This window comes from Bacillus sp. FSL K6-2431, assembly GCF_038005165.1.
GTDB classification, from domain to species: Bacteria; Bacillota; Bacilli; order Bacillales; family Bacillaceae; genus Bacillus; species Bacillus pumilus.
In genome coordinates this window covers 2,354,178-2,374,431 of sequence record NZ_JBBOSQ010000001.1, presented here as the reverse complement: position 1 = coordinate 2,374,431, position 20,254 = coordinate 2,354,178, and the positions used below count along the sequence as shown (strand labels likewise).

Below are 20,254 nucleotides of genomic sequence, written 5' to 3'. Positions count from 1 at the left end.
CTCCTTTCCTTAGTCAGTTTATTCATTATCTAGTTTTCTTTTATAGTTCTTCACATTCTCGAAAGGATCTGTTTTGGAATGCGGAGAAACTGATTGGTAACCTAAACGTTTGCGTGCTTGGAGTGCGTATTCAGAATCCTCTCCATGCTTCGCAAAGGATAAATGTGTTGATGAGAATGTCTGCACATCTGCAGCATCAGGAAGCATCAAGTAGTCATACGTTTTCTTCGTTAACTTTGGTGCTTCTTTTTTCGTTTTGCTTACCCATTTATCATAGTCAGACTGCTTCATCGCATTGACTTTGAATTTTTGCTGAGCAAAGCCCTCGCCTGTGAAGTTGGCGTTTCTTCCTTCATATGTGCCAACTTGATCAGCTTGAAGATATTGTTCCATCTCCATTCCAGCCATCGCATACTTCTCCCCGCCTAGCTGAGGAATCCATAGTGATGCCATTGTATCAGCAGAAGTGATTTTGAATAAAACCGGCTGATCTTTTGGAATGTTTAAGTAGTTCACTGTCTCAATATTTTCCTCTGGATAGCTAAAGATCCATTTCCAATCAACAGCTGTAGCATAAACGACAAGAGGATCTTTATGGCTTGTTGCTTGAGGTGCCTCTTCCAAAGAGTAAATTGTTTTTACAGTTGGAACTGAAAGGGCAGCAACGATTAATATTGGGATCACTGTCCAGATAACTTCTAGAAGCGTATTCCCGTGTAGTTCTGGATTATAAGAGGCGTTTCCAACGTCCTTACGCTCACGGTATTTTACCAAAATGATGGTAAACAGTACAAATACCGCACCAACGATAAAGAGCATGAATCCGATGGATAAAAGGATTAAGTCTTTTTGTTGTGCTGCGACAGGTCCTTTAGGATCTAAAACAGCGATATTGCTGCAACCTCCTAATAAAAAAACACTCACGAGCATCGCTAATAAAAGCATAGGTTTAATGGCTCTGAACAAGAAGATCACCATCCTTCCTTAGATAATGTATATATTGCTGAATAATTGTGAAAAGCCATCTGCCTTCGAAAACTTTTCTTCCCTTTGTAATGCTATCAAAATCTGTTAGAGTTAGCTTCCCTTTTTTCAAAAGTTCATTTATTTTTCAACAGATTTCTATTAAAATGTCATAAATTCGACATAAATTTATATTATTGCACACACAATAAATTTCTAGGATTTTGAAAAGTTGAGAGTTGAAGGCAAAGGACAAACAATCAAGAACTTTGTCAAATTTAGGTTTACCACAATAAAAAAGTTTGGTCAAATTTCAATTTAACTTAATGAAATTTTATCTAGGTAAACAATTTCAAAATAGGTATCCCCACATTTAACAAAAACCTTACTCATTTTAACGCAAGTTCACAAGAAAAGAAAGTATCGATCCTCTGTGTATACGCTGTAAGAATTGGTAATGATGCTGAATTAGTGGAATCTCGCTAAAGACTTCCAACAAAAAACCGGCTCAGCGCCGGTACTCTGCATTTATTCATCTCTCACTAAGATGTCAGGTCGTCTATAGATCTTCCCTTCATGTTCAATGTCCATGTACGTCCACTTGCCTGTATACGTTAAAAAGCGGTTGCCCTCTTTTTCTACAACAATCGTATCCTCTGATTTCAGTCCAGGCAATGAAGGGTTCCATGTAAACACTTGATGAAGCTTAATTTCTTCCTTCGATGAGGGAACAGCAATGATTTCCCTAGATACAAATCCCGTCTTCCCCCCTTGATGAAGCTTTTTCCAGCTATCAGGGAAGCCCTCTTTTTCGTACTGAGCAATACCTGCTTTCAGAACATCTCCTAATGTTTCCCCAGGACGTGTGGCGGCATTCATGACCGTGTCAATTCGTGCTAGCCGCTCTTTGTTCTCTTCAAGCTCCTTCGGAAGCTGACCAAAGTAAACAGACCTTGTAACATTTGCAACGAGCCCGTGCCGCTCCGCGCAGAGAACAACAAGCGCGTGCTTTTGAAGAGCTTTATCTGTTGGAATCGGGTGACGGTATTGATGGATCCGGTCATCCGTGGCCACAAGCAGGACTTCTATCGTCATCCCTTGCGCAATGGCTCTTTGAGCAACAAGCGAAGCAATCTCGTGCTCGGTCTGCCCTGGAACGATTTCTTGACAGACACTTTCTACAATGACCGCTGTTTCATGACAGAGCGTTTCATATTGTCTGAGCTGTGAGGCAGTTAGGATCGAGCGAATATTCGACAAATCCGGTTCGATCCATTCGAATCCATCCATTTGAATGTCCGTCCCAATTCGTTTACCTTTTGTGAGTTCTTGAATGTATGGGGTCTCATCCTCATACCAATCCATTGTGACCACTTGAAACGGATGATCGACGTACGCCATTTCCTCTTCAATGATCCGCTTTTCTTCCATTTGATTCACAATGAGAACGAGGTCGTCTTTTAAGACGAGCAGCTGGCACACGCCCTCTGGCGTATTTAACACAATATGATTCCTTCTTCCGCCTGTCAGCCAGGAGAAGTTATTTCGCTTTTGAATCAAAACACCTTCAAGCTGCTTTACTTCCATTAGTTCTCTTACTTGTTCAATCATCTAATCACCTGCCTGTTTGAAGTGTTTGAATGAAACGGTTAAAAGCTATTTTCCCTTGCTCAGTTCTTTTAAACACACCTGCCTGCGAGAGAATTCGAGAAAAAATAAAGCCAATTTCTTTTTGTAAAATGGTTTCGGTATTGTTCTCTGTAAAGGAATTCTCTTCAAGCAGCCGCTTCGCCCAAGCCTCGTGCTTCATGATAGCAGGACGGGCTTTGATTTCTTCAAGTGGATTTTCGGATAGCAAAGCCTCTTTTAATTGGCTTATTTCCTCTGCTAATCTACCAGGAAGCACAGCAAGGCCCATGACTTCAATTAATCCGATATTCTCTTTTTTAATATGGTGGACTTCTTCGTGCGGATGGAAAATGCCGTCCGGGTGCTGCTTGTTTGTACGGTTATTACGAAGCACTAAATCTAATTCATAGTCATCCCCGTGGCGCCTCGCAATAGGTGTAATGGTGTTGTGAGGTGTCTCTCCTGTATGAGCGATGACCCCCACCTCTTCATCTGAATACAGTTTCCACTCATGTAAGATAAAGTCTGCTGCGTCTGCGAGCGACTGCCGCTCACTGCTTCGAAGGCGGATCACAGACATCGGCCATTTCACAATACCAGCTCGCACACCTGGAAAGGCATTGAGAGAAAAGACCTCTTCCATCTCTGCTTTTGCCATCGGAAATTCATGTGAACCGCCCTGAAAATGGTCATGACTTAATATACTGCCTCCGACAATCGGAAGGTCGGCGTTCGACCCGATGAAATAGTGCGGGTATATAGATATGAAGGAAAGCAGTCGTTCAAAGGTCTTTTTGGTGATGCTCATTGGCTCATGTTTGCCTTTGAACACTATACAGTGCTCGTTGTAATACACATAAGGTGAAAATTGCAGAAACCACGATTCACCTGAGAGTGACACAGGAATAATCCGATGATTCTGTCTAGCTGGATGGTTAATCCGTCCCTCGAACCCAACGTTTTCTTTACAAAGGAGACAAAGAGGATATTGCTTTTGGCTGAGCTTCTTGGCTTCAGCGATGGCTTTGGGGTCCTTTTCCGGCTTCGATAGATTAATGGTGATCTCTAGCACACCATCTTCTGTTCGTGTAAACCACTGTACATTTTTGGCGATCCTGCCTGTATGAATGTAGTGTGCATGCTGCTGCATCTCATAGAACCAGCTCGTAGCTGCCTTCGGTCCTCCCTGCTGACGTTTTTCCTCAAACTTCGCATAGATGACACTTGGAGGTGCCACCAAGCAGCCCATGATTTTCGCATCTAGTAAATCACGATACGTATCCGTCCCCTCAGGAATAAGTTCTGTTTCTACTGCCCAATCGAGCATCGGCATTAAGATGTCTTCAAGGTCTTCTTCTCCTGAGACTGTTCTTGCTTCCGCTTCATCGAGTCTGAGCACCTCAAGCAGTCGATTTCTCGTATATTCGATATCTAGTGATGTTATCAGCTCTTTATTCATCCCGTATTGAATCAGCTGTTCCAGCTTTTCAAAAATATCAATCGCCATTCCCTCTGTCCCCTCTCTTGCCTGCCTTTACGTTTTATTCACTTTGGTAGCCATCTGGATGCTTCTGAAACCAATCCCACGCACTCTGAATGATCGTGTGAAGGTCAGCATATTGAGGTGTCCATCCCAATTCTTGCAGTGCTTTTTCAGAAGAAGCAATCAGCTTTGCTGGATCTCCCGCGCGCCTTTTTGCCACTTGTGCAGGGATGGCATGCCCGGTGACTTTTCTGACGGCTTCTACGACCTGCTTCACAGAGAACCCTGTTCCATTCCCTAAATTGTAGGTCGCACTGCCTTTTCCAGCACGCAGCCGGTCAACAGCTAAGATGTGTGCCTCTACTAAATCCATCACATGAATGTAATCTCTAATACACGTGCCATCCTCTGTCTCATAATCATCACCGTAAATCATGATTTGATCCCGTTTTCCTAAAGCAACTTGCAGAATAATTGGAATGAGATGCGTCTCAGGCTGATGATCCTCTCCGACAAGTCCTTCTGTATGGGCACCAGCTACATTAAAGTAGCGAAGTACCACGTATTCTATTCCATACGCTTGCTCAGACCACTTCAGCATTTTTTCAATGGCTAGTTTCGTTTCTCCATAAGGATTCGTTGGGTTCGTTTCATCCGTTTCATCGATCGGCACCCGCTTCGGTTCACCGTATGCAGCAGCAGTGGAAGAAAAGACGATGTGTTTCACATCAAATTCATTCATGACTTGTAGTAAAGCAGTTGCTCCGCCGACGTTGTTGTTATAGTACTTAAGCGGGTCTGTTACACTCTCCCCAACAAGTGAATCTGCCGCAAAGTGCATGACCGCTTCTATTTGATGCCTTTTGAACACCTGTCTTAAAAAGGCGTGATCTCGTAAATCACCCTCCTCTAAGACAGCTCCTTCCAAAACAGCTTCTTTGTGGCCTGTCTGCAAATTATCCACTACCACTACTCGTTCGCCTTTCGCTAAAAGAGCCGCCACCGCATGACTGCCTATGTACCCTGCTCCTCCACAAACTAAAATTGTCATCACACTTCCCCCTTTGTGAGTTCTCTTGCGCCGCCTCCAATTCCAGCTGTGTAAAAAGAGGCTTGAATCCCTGTTTTCTCTTGATATATCGCACCAGTTTCTTCTATAAATGAATCTAGCAGCTCTTCTTTCACGATGCTGATCGTACATCCGCCAAAGCCTGCACCTGTCATACGGGAGCCAATCGTCCCCGGGTGCCGCCAAGCTGCTTCAGCCAGTGCATCTAGTTCAAGTCCTGTTACTTCATAATCATTCTTTAAAGAAAGATGAGAAGCCTTCATGAGCCCACCTAGTTCTTCCATTTTATCATCTTTCAGAAAATTTACTGCTTTCATCGTCCGCTCGTTTTCCGTCACGACATGTCTTGCTCGTTTGCGGCAGACGTCATCTTCAATCAAGTGGGCAACCCTCGCAAATTCATCCGCAGTGAGCTCACATAAGTGGGCAATGTCGATTTCTTTCTGAAGATCATTTAAAGCGGATTGACACTCTGCCCGGCGCTCATTGTATTTGGAATCAGCCAGTGTCCGTTTTTTGTTTGTATTGGCGATGACAAGCGCAAGTCCCTCTTGCCGAAACGGACTATATTCAAAGGCAAGGGTGTCACAATTGAGCAAAATGGCGTGATCTTCTTTTCCAAGGGCAATCGAAAACTGATCCATGATCCCGCAATTGACACCAATAAATTCATTCTCTGCACGCTGTGAAAGGAGGGCAAGTTGGACATTTGAAACGCTGAATGAATGCCATTCATTGATGAGAACAGCGGTAACAAGCTCAATGGAGGCAGAGGAAGACAGGCCTGCACCATTTGGAATATTGCCACTGTACACAATGTCAAAGCCTTCTTCTATCTTCATTCCTGCTTCTATAAACTGTTTGAACACACCCTTCGGATAATTTGCCCAGCCGTCCGATTCTACGTAAGCGATTTCAAAAAGATTGAATTCTTTCACACCCTCGCGATCAAAGTTCAAGGAATACATTCTCACGCGGCCATCTGACCGCTTCGCACAAGCAGCATACGTCCCGAGAGTAAGCGCGCATGGAAATACATGTCCTCCATTGTAATCTGTATGTTCACCAATCAAGTTCACTCTTCCTGGGGCAAAAAAGTAGCGAAGTTCTTCTCTATCTCCAAATTGCTGGTGAAATGCCGCGCGTAACGTATCGATCATATCCATTCCCCTTTTCTCTTCTGATACTTTTTATTTTAGTTGTCCCAGCAGCATCAGTTCAATGGTAAAAAAATCGTTAAAAAATACCCTTTTTTTGCTGTGAATGGTACGATGTGATATGAGGTGTAACATGATTCTAAATAGAAAAAGGTTGTTTTTTGCTGTGAAGGAGGGTTTCCAATTTGAAGAAAGAAGCATTTGCATTTCGTTTTCACCATTCTGATGTGACATTGCCAGCACAAATCTGGTCTGTTGGCTGGGAAGTTCAATCTTCTTCGTTATATAGCTGGAATGGCGTGGAGCGGAAGGATCAGGGCAAGTGCATCTTTCAGCTCACACTGTCTGGACATGGCATGATTGAAATCGGAGAGAAACGTTTCAAAGTATTGCCGGGTCAGGCCTTTCTCGTGAAAAGCCCAAGTGCCTACCAATATTATTTTCCAGAAGACAGTGAGCATTGGGAATTTCTTTATTTAACGCTTTACGGGGAAGCCTGCGATCTTTGCTTTGACCAATTTATTGACCAAGGAAAGCAGGTCATGCGTTTTCATCCGAATTCCAGACCTATCCGCCTGCTCAAGACCATTTATGATGAAGCCAGTGAAAGACGGATTACCAATCCATTTGAGGGGTCTAGCCTTGCTTATCAATTTGTCATGGAACTGTATTCATATTTGCCAAAGCTTGAGGGACAAATGGAGAAATGGCCCGAGCCTATCGTTCAAGCGGCATTGTTTGCCAGCCATCATTTTCACGAGGAAATTGGCCCGGACGATATGGCAGCTGCGGCACGTTTATCCAAAAGTCATTTTACGAGGGAATTCAAAAAGGCCACTGGCTTCACACCTATTCACTATCTAACCAATATTCGGTTAGAAAAGGCGGAAACGTTATTGAAAACAACAAAATACTCGATTGAAGAAATCGCCATACAGTGCGGCTACAGAAATGCGAATTACTTGAATAAAGTCTTTCGAAAGAAAATCGGCATGTCTCCAAAGCAACTGCGGGAAACAAGCGATGCATAATAAAAAGCAGCCGCTTTCACAATTGGCTGCTTCTTTTACGCTTTCGTCAGGTCAACATGAATTCTCCCTTGTCTTAAAACAATGGTCATTTGCGTGTCAGGTGTCATTAAGTTTTCCAAAATGTCCGTTGCTGTTTGAAGCGCAATGTCCATTCGGTTGATCTTTTCCTTTTCTTGTTCCGAAAACGCTTCTGGATGTGCGGTCATTTCTTTGACTAGCCTCAGCACTTGTTCATGCTGCTTTTCTGTTTGCTGATATATGACATCATATAATTCGTCTGGCCTGCTGCTCATTTCATATCACCTATCTTTTTTCATGTGTTAAATCGCATCTTCTTTTGTTTTCTTGAAGACGAACCATTTACTGGCGACATAATTCACGACCACAATCACAAAGTTGACAAGAATTTTTGCGACAGTTTCATTGAGCGCCATTTGGGTCACAAATAAAATCATCAGCCCTAGATCTACACCTAGAGACATGAGACGAACACTAAAAAATGAAGAAAGCTCACGCATAAGGCTTTTCGTATCACGGGCCTTTTGCTTGAAGACATACTTCTTATTGGTGATATAAGCAAAGAGAACAGCAAATACCCATGAAACAACTGTAGCTGTTTTATAATCCATGGAAAACATCTCAACGAATAAGTAGAAGCTGACAATGTTGACGATGGTTGTACACACACCCATCACAAGATACATGACAACTTCTTGATACTTTTGAAAAAGGCTATACATGTCTTTCTTCATTCCTTCTTGGTGGTTTCTGTTTCTTTTAGAATACCATCTTGAGAAGAACTTCCCAAACGAACAATATGTACGTCCTGCACAGATGAAATTTGTTCTACTCGATGGCATATGTCACCTAATTGGTTTATATAAGCCAAATGTTTTAGGTCTTTTTCATTATTTTAATTTATAATCTTTTAACTGACTTTACAATTGTTTATTATTAGAAGTAAGAAATCAATATTTATGGGTTTTTTAGTCATTTTTTTAGGAACGTGGTAGGTGATAGATTTTACAAAATAGGTTAAATGTCATCATTTTTCGACAAAATCTATTTTGCGCTGTTTTCATCCACACGTACAGTTACTAGACGGTTTGTTCAAGTCATTGGTTGCAGATGAATATGTCTTATTGAACTGGAGGATATTATGGATACGCAAGTGAAAAGAAGAGTTGACGAAGAGTGGGTTTATTTGATTCAGGAAGCGAAAAAAATTGGACTAGCCATCGAAGAAATACAAGCTTTTTTAACATCCAACGGTGATCAGAAGATGATAAACAAACCGTAAATCAACGCCGTTATCCTTTGTCTTTCAGACTGCTTTGGCTAAAAGTTCTGACTTGTCAATTGACCTTTTAAAAATCCTTTCATGACGATACGCTACAGTAGAACACCCCTTCATACCAATCCCTTCCACTCATGGGGTTCTGTCTTTCTATATTAGGAGGACAGTCCGTTTCCCGTTCTTTATATGATCCCTTTTTAGCCGCCATTCATAAAAATTGTTCTTCTCTCGTTATAAAACCAAGCTCCCCACCCATATATTAAGCATGAAAACAATGAGAAAGCAGAAAGGTGGGTAGAGCGTGAGTTCAGATTCCCTTTCCTATTATCACCAAAAAAAGGATCAGTATTATCATGGCGTGAACCCGGTCATTGTCAGCCGTATTCGTGAGGAATGGACGTCTTTATTGGATATCGGATGCGGCACAGGCAAGCTTGGAAAAGTCCTGAAACAAAAGGGCCGGACCATTTATGGAATTGAATCGTTTGAGAATGCAGCAAAAGAGGCTGAGCAAGAGCTAGATCATGTGCTATGCGGAAATATTGAACAGATGACGCTCCCTTACGAACAGGAACAATTTGACTGCATTATATTCGGAGATGTCCTTGAACATTTATTGGACCCGTGGGCCGTTTTAAAGAAGGTCAAACCTTTCCTTAAAAAAGAAGGAGCCATCCTGTCATCCATTCCAAATATCGGTCACATATCAACCGTTTTAGAATTATTAGCCGGCAGATTTACTTATACAGATGCAGGATTAATGGATCAAACTCATTTACGTTTCTTCACTCTTCATGAAATTCATGCACTTTTTCATTCAGCAGGCTTTCGTATTCGCGAACTCGAAACCATTCGCGTACAGCATCCTACCTACGCGAGCGTGATGAGTGATTTACATGAATTACTTATGAAGCATGGCATTCGTTCAGATTTTCATGAGGCCGCTACCGCCTATCAGTATGTGGTTGAGGCGGTTCAGCTTCATGAGTAACCCCACCATCCTGTTTGTTTTATGTGTAAATGATGAGTCTATGTTTCAGGCTTGCTTTCGGCAGCTCGCTTCACTTCCTGCTCCCCATGGATATCATGTGGAGGTTTTGCCGATTAGACATGCATCCAGTATGACCTCTGCTTATAATGAAGCCATCACTCATCCAGCTCAGTTTAAAATTTATCTTCATCAAGACACCTTGATTGTCAAACAGCATATGCTGCTTGAGTTGATCCCGCTTTTTTTACAGCATCCATCACTTGGAATGATTGGGGTCATAGGTGCAGAAAGCGTGCCTGACAATGGGATCTGGTGGGAAAGTTCTGATTGCAGGGGGAAAGTCATTGAATATCGTCACGACACCTATCAGCTGCTTTCGTTTGAAAGTGGTCGTCAACAGGCAGAAGCGCAAGATTATATGAACGCTTCGGCGATTGATGGTCTTTTCATGGCGACGCAATATGATGTGAAGTGGCGTGAGGACCTCTTTGATGGCTTTCATTTTTATGATGTTTCGCAATCCTTTGAATTCATGCAACAGGGCTATGAGGTTGGCATTGCGAAACAAGAAGAGCCTTGGTGCATCCACAAATGCGGAGATCATTTTGATGCGGAAGCATATGAAAAAGCGAGACAAACATTTCTTGCAAATTATCGATAGAAAGCACCCTTTTCGGGTGCCTTTTTTATGATATACTGTCATAAACAGCCAGATCGTCTCATATGCATTGGAGTACCTTGTCCCTAATTCGTACAAAGGAGGAAACAATGGCAGACAAAAAAGTTCATTATAAGAAGGTTGCCGCTTCAGAGGATTTTCGAAAACTTCTCGAGGAAAAACGCAGATTTATCGTACCGATGACGATTTTCTTTTTTCTCTTTTACTTTTCACTTCCGGTTGCTACATCCTACTTCACCTTTTTGAACACGCCGGTAATTGGCGCGATCTCATGGGCGTGGTTATTCGCCCTCACACAATTTGTGATGACCTGGGTATTATGTGGACTTTATGCGAGGAAAGCAGCTCAGTTCGACAAATATGTAAGCGCTTTAAAAATTGAATCGAGAGGTGATGACGAATGAGCATGACCGCTTTTATTTTATTCATAGCGATCGTAGGGCTCACATTGGTCATCACGTATTTTGCTGCGAAAAAAACGAGCAATGCAAGCGATTTTTACACAGCAGGTGGAGGTCTGACTGGATTTCAAAACGGACTTGCCATCGCCGGGGACTATATGTCTGCCGCATCATTTTTAGGAATCGCTGGAATGATCGCGTTAAATGGATTTGATGGCTTTTTCTATAGCATTGGCTTTCTAGTGGCGTATCTTGTCGTACTTTACGTTGTAGCCGAACCGCTTCGAAATCTAGGGAAATATACGATGGCCGATATGATTGCTGCACGATTTAAGCGTCCTGCCATTCGAGGAGTTGCTGCGTTTAACACAATCACAGTCTCTACTTTTTATATGATTGCACAGCTTGTTGGGGCAGGTGCATTAATCAAGCTGCTTCTTGGCATTGATTACTGGATTGCGGTACTGATCGTCGGTGTCTTGATGACCATTTATGTCGTGTTTGGTGGCATGATTGCAACCAGCTGGGTACAGATCACAAAGGCTGTGCTTCTCATGCTTGGGACACTGATTATTTCACTGCTTGTATTTGCAAAGTTTGATTTTAGCCTGCTGAAGATGTTTGAGGAGATGAAAACAGCGACCCCGCTCGGTGGGGCATTTCTTCACCCGGGAAATAAATATGATGTGCCTTTAGAGACCCTGTCTTTGAACCTTGCTCTAGTGCTTGGGACAGCAGGTTTGCCGCACATTTTGATCCGGTTTTATACGGTGAAGGATGCCATTTCTGCGCGTAAATCTGTTCTATCCGCTACGTGGATCATCGGTATTTTTTATCTAATGACAGTTTTCCTTGGCTTCGGTGCTGCTGCCTTTGTTGGAACAGAAGCGATCACAGCAGCAGATGCAGCCGGAAATATGGCCGCTCCACTGCTCGCCCAAGCCCTTGGAGGAGATTTGCTATTTGCCTTTGTTTCCGCTATAGCCTTTGCGACCATTTTGGCGGTCGTAACTGGTCTCGTCCTATCCGCCGCGTCTGCCTTTGCGCATGACTTTTATAGTCAGATCATCCGCAAAGGGAAAGCGAGTGAACGTGAACAGGTAAAAGCGGCACGCTTTGCTTCCATCGGCGTGGCCATTCTTTCTATCATTCTCGCATTATTTGCCCAATCGTTAAACGTTGCTTTCCTTGTGTCACTTGCCTTCGCAGTGGCAGCAAGTGCAAATTTACCATTGATTATCTTCACTGTTTTTTGGAAACGATTTAATTCTACGGGTGCCATTGCAGGGAGCTTAGTAGGACTTTTGAGCGCACTGATTATCGTCTCGCTCAGCCCAAGCGTCTGGGACCCATCGGGAGCAGCCATCTTTACAGGAGACCCACTCATCCCGCTGTCGAACCCTGGAATTATCTCGATCCCGCTTGGATTCCTTGCCGCTTACTTAGGCACGATCTTCTCCTCTGAAAAAGCAGATGAAGATACCTTTACAGAAATTCAAGTAAAGGCACATACAGGGATGCATATGGATACTGATTCATAAGGAAGAGCCGGCTGATGAGCCGGCTTTTTGTGTTCTTCTCAAAAACAAGTTTCAGTAAGGTATAAATTGACCTTTTAACTTATTTTTATACTTCTCTAATCTGGCAAACCTTCTACGTGTGATCAAAGAGCAGCATGTGACGAGGATCAACAAAATTTCATGCTCTTCTCCTCTATTATCAATCACACTTTTCATCCCTATCACCTCCTTTTTATGTGTGTTCAAACATCCTCCTACACAACATCATTCATATGTTATCATTTTATACACATACTGGAAATCATTTCACATGTTGAGAAACTCTCATTTGAACAAAAAAAGCTGCAAGAAAGAAGTGACATTACTTATGCGTCAAATATATTCTGCCAAGTTATTATTCGAATCCATCTCATCACCAAGCAGTATGCCCGATAAAATATTTGAAGAACGAATCATTTTGGTACGAGCAAAAAACCATTGTAAAGTAAAGGATATCATCCAAAAAAACTTTCCAGAAGAAACCTTTGATAATGCTGAAGGCGGACAAACGACCATAAAATTAGCAGCCATATTAGATGTCTTTGAGCTTGTAGATGACTTAGATCAAGAACCACTGCATTTAAGTGAGGTGTACAGCCGCCACCTTATTTTTGATAAAGAAACATCAGCGAAAGAAGCCATCGAGGCTTATTCTTTAGACAAATAAAAGAAGCCGGCTGATGAGCCGGCTTTTTATTTAATAGCGTTGAAATAACTCTGGATTTTTCGGAACGTTTTCTAAATAAACGATTTTTCCTTTGTCGTCCAGTTGTGCAATATCAATTCCTTCTGCTGTATAAACACGGCCATCCGAAAGTTTTCCACAAACGGCCCAGTTGGTTTCATACTTTCCGTCTTCTCTTTTTTTCCACCCATCCCACATATGCTTGATGTCTTCATGCACGTGGAAAAATGTGTTTAAAAACTGTGTAAACGCTTGGATCCCAGGCTTCTCTGCACCATTTAAAACAATCATGACATGGTCAGAAAACAATGCGAGCAATTCATCCATTTGCTCCTGCCCTTTTCCAGCTTCATCGTAGCAGCGAAAATACGTATCGAGCACTTCCATTGTTCATTCTCCTTTATTTACCTGTTATTTCGACAATAATCGAACAATTTGATTGTACACAATTGTTTCTCACCTGTCTATTTTCCCCGAAATCAGAAAAGACATGAATTGAGTCAATCCATGTCTCCTCCAGATTAAAGAGATACTTTTTCTGATGCAACAAGTGCTTTCAATTCTTCTGCTGCTTTTTTAGGATCAGCGCTCTGGCTAATGGCGCTGATGATGCTAATACCATCTGCCCCTGCTTGTATGACTGGTGCTGCATTGCCATATGTGATACCCCCAATGCCAACAATCGGAATATGAAGACCATGATGACGCACTTCAGTGATCAATGATACTCCTTGGACACTGCGTGTATCCTTTTTCGTTTCTGTTGGATAAACTGGGCCCATGCCAACATAATCTGCGCCGTCCTTCATGGCTTGTTTTACTTCATCTAGGTTATGCGTAGACACGCCTAATATTTTATTCCCAATCCTTTGTCTGACATCTTTTGCGTTTGTATCTTCCTGGCCAACATGAACACCATCTGCATCAAGATCTATCGCTAGCTGCACATCATCATTCACAATAAAAGGAACATTCGCTTCTTGGCAAAGTACTTGAAGTTGGCGAGCCAATTGTTTTTTCTCTTCTCCTTGCAAAGCCCCCTCGCCCTTTTCTCGAAATTGAAACATGGTGATCCCGCCTTGAATCGCCTCTTTCAAAACATCAAGCGGTTGCCGGCTTGTATTCGCTGTTCCCATAATAAAATAAACCGATAATTGCTGTTTGATTTGCTGTTGATCAGCCTTTGTCATGTGACATTCCCCCTATTTTCCCTATCGACAACACATCATCGCCAGTTGTGTGTGAGAGTGCATTGAGCAATTCCATTTGAAACGTACCTGGCCCTTTATTCTCGGTGTACTGAGCTGCCTTTTCAGCTGCGACACCATAAAATAATAGAGCAGCTGCCGACGCGTGAAGCGGCCTTTCACCTACTGCACAAAATGCCCCGATGACAGACGTCAGTAAACAGCCGGTTCCCGTCACCTTGGTGAGCCATTCATGTCCATTATGAATAGACAACACGTCCTCTCCATTTGAAACTACATCGACTTCCCCTGTGATCACCACAACTGTCTGAAGTGTCCTCGCTGCTTGTTTGACTAGTGCCGATACATCTCCGTTCGCTGCTTTCGCATCCACGCCTTTTGACTCCCAGCCATCCACTTCAAGTAAATGAGCAATTTCTGCAGCGTTCCCTCTGACAACTGTCATGTTCACTTGCTCTAACAGCTGTTTTGCCGCTTTCATTCGAAACGCCGTCGCACCAACGCCGACAGGATCTAATAGAACAGGTATCCCCTTTTTATTGGCAGATTGTCCAGCCATAATCATGGCCTCCACCGTCTCCTTGGTCAGTGTGCCAATGTTCAGCACAAGCGCATCGGCTAATTGCGCCATTTCAGCCACTTCTTCTTTGGCATTTGCCATGACTGGCGAAGCGCCTAAAGCAAGCAGACCATTTGCTGTAAAGTTCGTCACGACTTGATTGGTGATATTATGAACAAGTGGATTTTCCGCTCGAACCTTTTCCAATAAATGAGATGCGATGCTTGTTTTCATCTGTATCGTCCTCCCTTTTACTCTGCTCCCCATACATAGGATTTCGTATGCTTTAACCATTCTCTTGCCGCAAACGACAAATAGCGATCCTTTCGCCAAATGACTCCTAAATGCCATGGGATCGACGTATTTAAGGAAATGACTTTCACCTTTTCAGGATCAAGATCACGGCAGATCCGCTCAGGCAGAAGGCCAATTCCCAAGTTCTCGGCTACCATCTCACTAATGAAATCCCATTGAGACGTTTCATAAATGACATTGGGCCGGAAGCCCGCATTCATACATTCATTCAATATCCGGCTATGCAGAACAAAGTCTTCTCGAAAGAAAATAAAGGACTCTTCCTTTAAATCAGCTAAATCAACCTTATCTCGACCTGCCATCGGATGTGATGGATGCGTCACGAGCTTCATGTCCTCTTTAATAATGGTGTACGTATGAAAGATTTTATCATTTGCAGGCAGAACAATGACACCAATATCTAACGAACCATCTTCGACCCCTTCCTCTACTTTAATAGAGCCGTGCTCCACTAATTGAAATGTGACATCAGGATACTGCTGACGAAATTCTCCCATGACATTCGGGAAAAAACTCGATCCAATCATCGGCGGCAGCCCGATGCGAATATGCCCTTTTTTGACATTCATTAGATCATTTAGCTCGCTCGTTAAATTTTGAAATGATTGTGTGATTTCACTCGCCTGGGTATACATCGTTTGTCCAGCATCTGTCATTTCAACCTGCCGGCCATTCCGATAAAACAACTGCACCCCCAGCTCATCCTCGAGATTTTTGACCATCTTGGAAATGGTAGGCTGCGACACATAAAGAGATTGTGATGCTTTTGTGAAGCTTTTTAACCTCGCCACTTCTAAGAAATATGTTAAATGTCTAATGTCCACATGACTCACCCTTCCTATAGACAAAAGGAATACTAATTATTCGATATATGTATTTTACCTATAACTGAACGTGCTGTACACTTTAAAGTAAGCTAATCAATTGGAACGTTGTCATGTTTTTGTGAAACAGTGAACAAATTATATAGAAAAAGGAGTGAACAGAAAGTGAAATTGCTCAAAACGCCGCTGATTGCTGTCCTTCAGATTATGGCTTTGTTTGTTTTTGCGAAATTGATGAATGTGCTCGCGGCCTTTTTGCATTTAAGAATACCGGGTACGATTTTAGGCATTCTGGTCATTTTCTTATTACTTCATTTTAAAATCATTCAATTAAAATGGATTGAACTTGGTGCCGTATGGCTGCTCGGAGAACTGCTGCTATTCTTTATCCCATCAGCCGTTGGTGTCATTGATTATGGAACATTGATTTCTCAATCTGGTACAAGTATTGTCCTTGTCGTCTTACTGAGTACCTTTGTCGTCATGCTCTCGACTGGTATCATGACGCAAATGATCGCGAAAAGAAAGGAGCGGAAAAAGCTATGTTAGTTGGCGCACTATTTCTGATCTTAACGGTTCTTTTATATCTCGGATCAAAAGCGGTGTATAAACGGCATCCGAAGGTCTATGTCTCACCATTACTTGTGACACCGCTTGTCCTTGTCGTCTTTCTGTTAATCGTCAACATTCCTTACGATGCATACAATCAAGGCGGGAAATGGCTCACGAATATGCTTCAGCCTGCGACTGTTGCTTTTGCCATTCCTTTATATAAGTATTTTCACATTCTGAAGAAGCATGCAGTGGAAATTATTTTGAATGTGGCTTGCGGTTCTGTCATTGCGATTCTATCTACGGCATTTATCGCGAAGTTGTTTCATTTGGATACAGGCCTTATTGAAAGTCTTGTTCCAAGGTCGGTCACAACACCAGTGGCGATGAGTGTGTCAGAAATGATTGGCGGGATGCCGTCCGTTACGGCAGTATTCGTCATTTTAACCGCACTGTTTGGGTCAATCATCGGTCCAATGATCATTCGTTATTTCCGTATTGATAATGACATTGCCATGGGCGTCCTGCTTGGTACTGGTGCACACGGGGCAGGAACATCGAAGGCATTTGAAATGAGCTCCGTCTCAGGGACGATCTCAAGTGTGTCGATGATTCTTTCAGCCATCATTACATTATGTGCAGCACCTCTCCTCATGTCGTTTGCCTTATAAAAAAAGCCATTTCCTTTATCGGAAAATGGCTTTTTTCTTATGCTTGTATGAAGACAACCTTTAAATAATTTCCTTCTGGATAATTCTTCGTCGTACGGAAATCCTCAGGAAGTGTATATTCTTCAAGGATACGATAGGTTTGTCCTGATTCTTTAAAGGCCTGCGCAATAAATCCTTTGAATTTCTTCATACCAAATGCACTGCTATTCGTTGATGCCACAATGACGCCGTTCTCAGCTGTGATTTGGATAGCTTCTTTTAATAGCTTCTTATAATCCTTCGCCGCACTGAATGTGTGCTTTTTCGTGCGTGCAAAGGATGGCGGATCTAAGATGACAAGATCATAGGTCCATCCTTTTTTCGCAGCAAACGGAAAGTACTTAAAGACGTCCATGACTTTAATATCCTGCCCGTCCATAACTATATCGTTGACTTCAAACTGTTCAGATGTTTTTTTCAAACTGCGGTTTGCGACATCTACACTTGTCGTCCGGCTCGCTCCGCCAAGCGCTGCTGCCACGGAGAAAGCACCTGTGTAAGAAAATGTATTGAGCACGGTCTTTCCTTTTGCATAGCGATCTCGAATTGCTTTTCTCACATGACGTTGATCAAGAAAAATGCCTGTCATCGCACCATCATTTAAGTAAACCGCTAAGTTCATGCCATTTTCTTTCACGATGAGAGGAAATTGACCTTTCTCCCCTTTTACAAAATCATCATCTTCTATATACTGTCCCGACGTATCAAATCGTTTCTTTTCATAAATGCCTTTATAGTCTGGATATACATGCTCAAGTGCAGCCAATACTTCCGCCTTGAATGTATAAACTCCTTCGCTATACCACTGGATGAGATAGAAGCCGTCATAATGATCAATCGTGAGCCCACCAATGCCATCTCCCTCTCCGTTGAACACACGGAAAGCAGTCGTCAGTGCATCATGAAATAAATGCGTTCTGCTTTTTGCTGCCTGCTCAAGCTTGGAGACAAAAAAGGCATGGTCTATTTTTTCGTTGGCATCAAAGGTGAGTACCCAGCCGATCCCTTTATTTTGCACACCATAATATCCTTTTCCTAAAAAGGTGCCTCGCTCATCCACCCATTCAATCAGCTCGCCTTCTTTCATACCGTTTACATGCGATACAGCATCTTTAGAAATGAGCGGGTATCCCTTTTTCACTTGTTCTGCAAATGTTTGTTTTAATGAGATTTTTTTCATTCGTGTCATCCTTATCCTAAATTGACTCTCTCTATCCTATCATATGAATGTATACGTTACTTCTATTATGATAAGATGAGGAGAAAAATATCAACACACCATAGAGGAGGCTCTTTTTTTGACGACATTACGATTAGATCATACAGGTATTATGGTTTCAAATATTGATACGTCCATTGATTTTTATGAAAAAGTCGTGGGCATGAAATTAAAGGATCGCATCACTCATACAAACGGAATCATTGAGCTTGCATTTCTCGGCTTTAAAGATGAGGCAGAAACGGAAATTGAGCTCATCCAAGGGTACAGCAGCGATCTGCCATCTGAAGGAAAGGTTCACCATCTTGCCTTTACAACTGACAATATTCATGCTGAATTCAATCGTATTCAAAAGCTGCAAATCGAATTAATTGATGAAGAAATTACGACGCTACCAAATGGATACTGCTACTTCTTTTTCAGAGGGCCAGACCAAGAATGGATCGAATTCTTCCAGCGCTAATATTTCCTAGGAAATGGGACCAGTTCCCTTTAGGCTCCATAAAAGAAAAAGAGTAAGAGCATCCATATGCCCTTACTCTTTTTTTATAACACCTTACTAAGAAATGATTTTGTACGCTCATGCTGCGGATTTCCAAAGAGAGCCTCCGGTTTGTCTTCTTCGACAATATATCCGCCATCCATAAAGATCACGCGGTCTCCTACCTCTCTCGCAAAGCCCATTTCATGTGTGACCACAATCATTGTCATGCCTTCGACGGCTAATTGTTTCATAACTGCTAATACATCCCCGACGACTTCAGGGTCAAGAGCAGATGTCGGTTCATCGAATAATAACACTTTCGGGTCCATTGCCAAGGCTCTTGCGATGGCGACACGCTGTTTTTGTCCACCAGATAATTGGTTAGGGTAGCTTTTGGCTTTGTCTTTTAAGCCGACCTTTTCAAGCAGGTCCATCGCTTTATCGACTGCCGCCTTCTTGTCGGTACCTTTTACCTTCATCGGTGCGATCGTGATGTTTTCTAAAACAGTTTTATGAGGAAATAAATTAAAGTGCTGAAACACCATCCCCACTTCTTGTCGTACTTTATTGATATTCACTTTTGGATCTGTAATCGTATGTCCGTGGACAACGACTTCACCAGCCGTAATATCTTCTAATTTATTGAGACATCTTAGAAACGTGCTTTTGCCTGATCCAGAAGGACCAATCACACACACTACTTCCTTTTCTTCGATGACTGCATTAATATCCTTTAACACTTCGTGATCGCCAAAGGATTTCTTTAAATTCTTCACCGTAATCATACTCATTTGATATCAAATCTCCTTTCTGCGTAGCTAGCCAGTAGAGAAAGTAAATAAATGATCACGAAATAAATGATACCGACAATGAGCCAGACATTCAAAGGATCAAATGTTGCCGATGCCTGTACTTGTCCCCGCTGCATAATATCGGCAATTCCGATAATTGATAAGAGAGACGTGTCCTTCAAGCTGATGATGGCTTGGTTTGTAATTGCTGGAAGCATGCGGCGAAATGCCTGTGGAAGGACGATAAAGCGCATGTTTTGTCCCCCTGTAAAACCTAAGGAACGCGCAGCTTCTGTTTGTCCTTTATCAATGGACTGAATCCCAGCACGAATAATTTCTGAGAAATAAGCTCCTGCATTAATCGCTACTGTAATAATCCCTGCCGGCACTCGATCAAGCGATATGAATTCAAGTGTATTCAAACCAAAGTAAATGAAGAATAGCTGTACGATAAATGGTGTGCCTCGGATGGCATTGACAAAGACAAGTGCGATGAAATTTAAGATTTTAAAAGGTGACAGACGGAATAATGCCACTATTAAACCGATGATAAATCCTAAAATGATGGCAACAACAAAGATATATAAAGTGGTTTGCAAACCATCCATTAAATACGGAAATGCATTAATAATCGTGTCCATGTTTCTC

25 protein-coding genes are annotated in these 20,254 nt (G+C 42.4%); 10 read left to right on the top strand and 15 right to left on the bottom strand.

Going from position 1 to position 20,254, the window contains the following annotated elements; translation table 11 throughout:
* Positions 1–18: 18 nt before the first annotated feature.
* The 5 genes from qoxA to MHH40_RS11790 form a co-directional block, all read right to left on the bottom strand.
* A complete protein-coding gene (gene qoxA, locus MHH40_RS11810) occupies positions 19–975 on the bottom strand; it encodes a cytochrome aa3 quinol oxidase subunit II (protein WP_095117964.1) in 957 nt (318 codons plus the stop codon).
* Positions 976–1,491: 516 nt separating this feature from the next.
* Positions 1,492–2,574 (bottom strand): M24 family metallopeptidase, encoded by a 1,083-nt coding sequence (locus MHH40_RS11805; RefSeq protein ID WP_339206305.1) that lies wholly within the window; start codon positions 2,572–2,574, stop codon positions 1,492–1,494.
* Positions 2,575–2,578: 4 nt separating this feature from the next.
* Positions 2,579–4,099 carry a UDP-glucose--hexose-1-phosphate uridylyltransferase gene (gene galT, locus MHH40_RS11800; RefSeq protein ID WP_340901121.1) on the bottom strand — a complete coding sequence of 507 codons (1,521 nt, stop codon included), beginning with the start codon at positions 4,097–4,099 and terminating at the stop codon, positions 2,579–2,581.
* Between the two features lie 34 nt (positions 4,100–4,133).
* Positions 4,134–5,126 carry a UDP-glucose 4-epimerase GalE gene (galE, locus tag MHH40_RS11795; RefSeq protein WP_106032070.1) on the bottom strand — a complete coding sequence of 331 codons (993 nt, stop codon included), beginning with the start codon at positions 5,124–5,126 and terminating at the stop codon, positions 4,134–4,136.
* A complete protein-coding gene (locus MHH40_RS11790; protein WP_050944712.1) occupies positions 5,126–6,304 on the bottom strand; it encodes a galactokinase in 1,179 nt (392 codons plus the stop codon). The genes galE and MHH40_RS11790 overlap by 1 nt, the downstream gene beginning before the upstream one ends.
* Before the next feature lie 182 nt (positions 6,305–6,486).
* Here MHH40_RS11790 and MHH40_RS11785 point away from each other — a divergent pair, with 182 nt between their 5' ends.
* Entirely contained in the window at positions 6,487–7,332 is an 846-nt protein-coding gene (locus tag MHH40_RS11785) for an AraC family transcriptional regulator (RefSeq protein WP_003214606.1), read from the top strand.
* 35 nt (positions 7,333–7,367) lie between these two features.
* Here the strand turns inward: MHH40_RS11785 and MHH40_RS11780 are convergent, their stop codons facing one another.
* Positions 7,368–7,625, bottom strand: coding sequence for a hypothetical protein (locus tag MHH40_RS11780; protein WP_003215318.1), 258 nt, complete (start codon positions 7,623–7,625; stop codon positions 7,368–7,370).
* Between the two features lie 27 nt (positions 7,626–7,652).
* On the bottom strand, positions 7,653–8,036 hold the full coding sequence (locus MHH40_RS11775; RefSeq protein WP_034620336.1) for a GtrA family protein: 384 nt from the start codon (positions 8,034–8,036) through the stop codon (positions 7,653–7,655).
* 455 nt (positions 8,037–8,491) lie between these two features.
* Between MHH40_RS11775 and MHH40_RS11770 the strand changes: the two genes are divergently transcribed.
* From MHH40_RS11770 to MHH40_RS11750, 5 genes are all read left to right on the top strand, one after another.
* Positions 8,492–8,632 (top strand): anti-repressor SinI family protein, encoded by a 141-nt coding sequence (locus MHH40_RS11770; protein WP_003215413.1) that lies wholly within the window; start codon positions 8,492–8,494, stop codon positions 8,630–8,632.
* Between the two features lie 298 nt (positions 8,633–8,930).
* Positions 8,931–9,620, top strand: a complete 690-nt coding sequence (locus MHH40_RS11765; RefSeq protein ID WP_050944517.1) for a class I SAM-dependent methyltransferase — start codon at positions 8,931–8,933, stop codon at positions 9,618–9,620.
* The gene (locus MHH40_RS11760; protein WP_050944518.1) at positions 9,613–10,281 is read left to right on the top strand and encodes a glycosyltransferase family protein; all 669 of its coding nucleotides are present in this window, start codon (positions 9,613–9,615) and stop codon (positions 10,279–10,281) included. The genes MHH40_RS11765 and MHH40_RS11760 overlap by 8 nt, the downstream gene beginning before the upstream one ends.
* 107 nt (positions 10,282–10,388) lie before the next feature.
* Positions 10,389–10,703 carry a DUF485 domain-containing protein gene (locus MHH40_RS11755; protein WP_050944519.1) on the top strand — a complete coding sequence of 105 codons (315 nt, stop codon included), beginning with the start codon at positions 10,389–10,391 and terminating at the stop codon, positions 10,701–10,703.
* Positions 10,700–12,241 (top strand): solute symporter family protein, encoded by a 1,542-nt coding sequence (locus MHH40_RS11750; protein WP_003214799.1) that lies wholly within the window; start codon positions 10,700–10,702, stop codon positions 12,239–12,241. The genes MHH40_RS11755 and MHH40_RS11750 overlap by 4 nt, the downstream gene beginning before the upstream one ends.
* A 51-nt stretch (positions 12,242–12,292) precedes the next feature.
* On the opposite strand, the gene MHH40_RS11745 is transcribed toward MHH40_RS11750, so the two are convergent.
* Positions 12,293–12,436, bottom strand: a complete 144-nt coding sequence (locus tag MHH40_RS11745; protein WP_003215361.1) for a hypothetical protein — start codon at positions 12,434–12,436, stop codon at positions 12,293–12,295.
* A gap of 151 nt (positions 12,437–12,587) precedes the next feature.
* Between MHH40_RS11745 and MHH40_RS11740 the strand changes: the two genes are divergently transcribed.
* Positions 12,588–12,926, top strand: a complete 339-nt coding sequence (locus MHH40_RS11740; protein WP_050944713.1) for a DUF4288 domain-containing protein — start codon at positions 12,588–12,590, stop codon at positions 12,924–12,926.
* Positions 12,927–12,956: 30 nt separating this feature from the next.
* Here MHH40_RS11740 and MHH40_RS11735 read toward each other — a convergent pair whose 3' ends face one another.
* The 4 genes from MHH40_RS11735 to cidR form a co-directional block, all read right to left on the bottom strand.
* On the bottom strand, positions 12,957–13,331 hold the full coding sequence (locus MHH40_RS11735) for a nuclear transport factor 2 family protein (RefSeq protein ID WP_050944520.1): 375 nt from the start codon (positions 13,329–13,331) through the stop codon (positions 12,957–12,959).
* A 134-nt stretch (positions 13,332–13,465) separates the two neighbouring features.
* Positions 13,466–14,134 carry a thiamine phosphate synthase gene (thiE, locus tag MHH40_RS11730; protein WP_268459138.1) on the bottom strand — a complete coding sequence of 223 codons (669 nt, stop codon included), beginning with the start codon at positions 14,132–14,134 and terminating at the stop codon, positions 13,466–13,468.
* On the bottom strand, positions 14,121–14,945 hold the full coding sequence (thiM, locus tag MHH40_RS11725) for a hydroxyethylthiazole kinase (RefSeq protein ID WP_340901115.1): 825 nt from the start codon (positions 14,943–14,945) through the stop codon (positions 14,121–14,123). The genes thiE and thiM overlap by 14 nt, the downstream gene beginning before the upstream one ends.
* A 17-nt stretch (positions 14,946–14,962) precedes the next feature.
* Positions 14,963–15,850 (bottom strand): cidABC operon transcriptional activator CidR, encoded by an 888-nt coding sequence (cidR, locus tag MHH40_RS11720; RefSeq protein ID WP_003214744.1) that lies wholly within the window; start codon positions 15,848–15,850, stop codon positions 14,963–14,965.
* Between the two features lie 165 nt (positions 15,851–16,015).
* Between cidR and MHH40_RS11715 the strand changes: the two genes are divergently transcribed.
* Both MHH40_RS11715 and MHH40_RS11710 read left to right on the top strand, forming a co-directional pair.
* Positions 16,016–16,399, top strand: a complete 384-nt coding sequence (locus tag MHH40_RS11715) for a CidA/LrgA family holin-like protein (RefSeq protein ID WP_003215226.1) — start codon at positions 16,016–16,018, stop codon at positions 16,397–16,399.
* Positions 16,393–17,073, top strand: coding sequence for a CidB/LrgB family autolysis modulator (locus tag MHH40_RS11710; protein WP_050944523.1), 681 nt, complete (start codon positions 16,393–16,395; stop codon positions 17,071–17,073). The genes MHH40_RS11715 and MHH40_RS11710 overlap by 7 nt, the downstream gene beginning before the upstream one ends.
* Before the next feature lie 37 nt (positions 17,074–17,110).
* On the opposite strand, the gene MHH40_RS11705 is transcribed toward MHH40_RS11710, so the two are convergent.
* A complete protein-coding gene (locus MHH40_RS11705; RefSeq protein ID WP_340901113.1) occupies positions 17,111–18,292 on the bottom strand; it encodes a class I SAM-dependent rRNA methyltransferase in 1,182 nt (393 codons plus the stop codon).
* A gap of 118 nt (positions 18,293–18,410) precedes the next feature.
* Between MHH40_RS11705 and MHH40_RS11700 the strand changes: the two genes are divergently transcribed.
* A complete protein-coding gene (locus MHH40_RS11700) occupies positions 18,411–18,794 on the top strand; it encodes a VOC family protein (protein ID WP_003214664.1) in 384 nt (127 codons plus the stop codon).
* 83 nt (positions 18,795–18,877) lie between these two features.
* Here the strand turns inward: MHH40_RS11700 and MHH40_RS11695 are convergent, their stop codons facing one another.
* Together MHH40_RS11695 and MHH40_RS11690 are read right to left on the bottom strand one after the other, a co-directional pair.
* A complete protein-coding gene (locus MHH40_RS11695) occupies positions 18,878–19,606 on the bottom strand; it encodes an amino acid ABC transporter ATP-binding protein (RefSeq protein WP_003215369.1) in 729 nt (242 codons plus the stop codon).
* Positions 19,603–20,247 carry an amino acid ABC transporter permease gene (locus MHH40_RS11690; RefSeq protein WP_003215015.1) on the bottom strand — a complete coding sequence of 215 codons (645 nt, stop codon included), beginning with the start codon at positions 20,245–20,247 and terminating at the stop codon, positions 19,603–19,605. The genes MHH40_RS11695 and MHH40_RS11690 overlap by 4 nt, the downstream gene beginning before the upstream one ends.
* Positions 20,248–20,254: the final 7 nt, after the last annotated feature.